The sequence below is a fragment of the Catalinimonas locisalis genome (genome assembly GCF_038039535.1).
Lineage (GTDB): Bacteria > Bacteroidota > Bacteroidia > Cytophagales > Cyclobacteriaceae > Catalinimonas.
Window position 1 is genome coordinate 1 of sequence record NZ_JBBPHP010000100.1, and the last position, 1,686, is coordinate 1,686.

Consider the following 1,686-nt stretch of genomic DNA (forward strand, 5'->3'; position numbering starts at 1 on the left):
TTCTGACTAACGTCAAATTTGGTGCTTATTATCAAGTAGTTGCAAAGCCCACATCTTCAGGCTTTAGCTCCAATTTAGCAATGTTTTTCCTGATACGCTGTACAAGCTTGAGCTTTCTCTTCTGATCCAAAAACAGATACTCAGTTGGTGGATTATATTGCATCTTCCTGGTCACCATATTCCACAAGATTACTGCCAGCTTTCTTGCTGTGGCACTCACAGCAGCTTGCCTTCCTTTCCTGAAAGCTACTCTTTTAAAAAAGTTTGATAGATGTGTGTCTTTTAGATTACCAATAGCATTGGCTGCCTGTCGCAAAGCAATCTTGAGTCGGTTACTTCCTTTGGGTATTCTACTGCTCAATACTCTTCCCCCAGATATCTTATTGTTGGGTGCCAGTCTCAACCAGGAAGTAAACTGCTTGGCTGTCGGAAATTTCTTGAAGCCTTCCGGACCGACCTCGCTCATGATAGTAAGTATAGTAGAATGGCTCATTCCCTCCACTTTCATCAAATCTACTCCTTCAAAGTACTGATATGCTGCCTGATTTAGATCCAGATGCTTTACAGCATTCTTGTTCACTCGCTTATAAGGCTTCTTCTCAGCCACTAATTCTGCTTTCTCCGGATAAATATTGATCTGCTGCTTAACAAACCTGGAAATCTGCCTATCGCATTGATCTATCTTTTTCTGAAAGAAGAGATAACTCTCATATTCCTGTTTGAGGCCGAAGAGATAGTCTTTACGGTTGTTTCCCTTCAAAGCCAGAGCAATCTCTTCTTTTGATTTTCTACAATTATAATGTCTGTGTTCTGCCAGACTTTCCGGGTCCAGATTGCCACTGCAAATATCCTTGATGATGGTAAGGCCAGTAAGCCCACAGATATCTTTGACTACTACATCTAATCTAAAGTTGAGTAGCTTCAGGTACTTCTGCATCTTGTGAGAAGCTTCTGCTGCCAGATCTATCCAATTGCCACGCTGTCTACAGTAGGTTCTGAGCTGCTCAGTAACTTCATCAGGTAAAAAGCTACTGGTAAGCAGTCCTAAAGCATGAAGCTTCTGTATCCAGCGACAATCCTTCACGTCTGTCTTCTTGCCCTTAGCATTTTTAGTGAACTTACCATTACAGAGTACTACCTCAAAGCCATGCCTAGTCAGTTCAGCATACAGATTCTGCCACGGGGTCGCCCGGCGATAGTTGCCAGTGCTCTCTAATGCCACTGAAGTAATACCATAAGTCTTTAGCCACAGGCATAACTCCGTCAGATCATCGGCGTACACACCAAATTCCTTTACATCCTCTAATTCCTGACCTACTGCAACATAATGGGATCTACTTCCCACGTCTATGCCTGCGCAGTAAGGGTTAACAATTTCCATCTTTAATTTTTTCCTAGCCATCTTGAAAATCATGAATAATGTATAAAATGACTCTAAGGAAATGTATCTTTGATCTGAAGAATATTCTGAACGGGCTTGCCTTATGGCAGCACCACTGAAATTATCAACAAGCCTCTGAACCCACATTCAGAGGCTTTTACATTCCGACCAGAATAGCGCACGAGCTTTAAAAGCACCACTAGAAAAACCGGCTTTACATAGAGTCTATACAAGATAATTCAAGAATGATTATGTGCGTATCGTTAGCTCAAGAAATTAATCGAGTTTCTTGATGTGGGGAATAG

The 1,686-nt window shown here is 41.8% G+C and carries 1 protein-coding gene; it reads right to left on the reverse strand.

The window, feature by feature from the left end; translation table 11 throughout:
- Positions 1–31: 31 nt before the first annotated feature.
- Complete coding sequence (locus WJR50_RS34005; protein WP_341297779.1) at positions 32–1,381, reverse strand: IS110 family RNA-guided transposase; 1,350 nt, start codon at positions 1,379–1,381, stop codon at positions 32–34.
- Positions 1,382–1,686: the final 305 nt, after the last annotated feature.

What these genes read in the sequence shown, in the direction of transcription:
- WJR50_RS34005 (WP_341297779.1), bottom strand. Translation starts at nt 1,381, where the DNA reads ATGGAAATTGTTAACCCTTACTGCGCAGGCATAGACGTGGGAAGTAGA.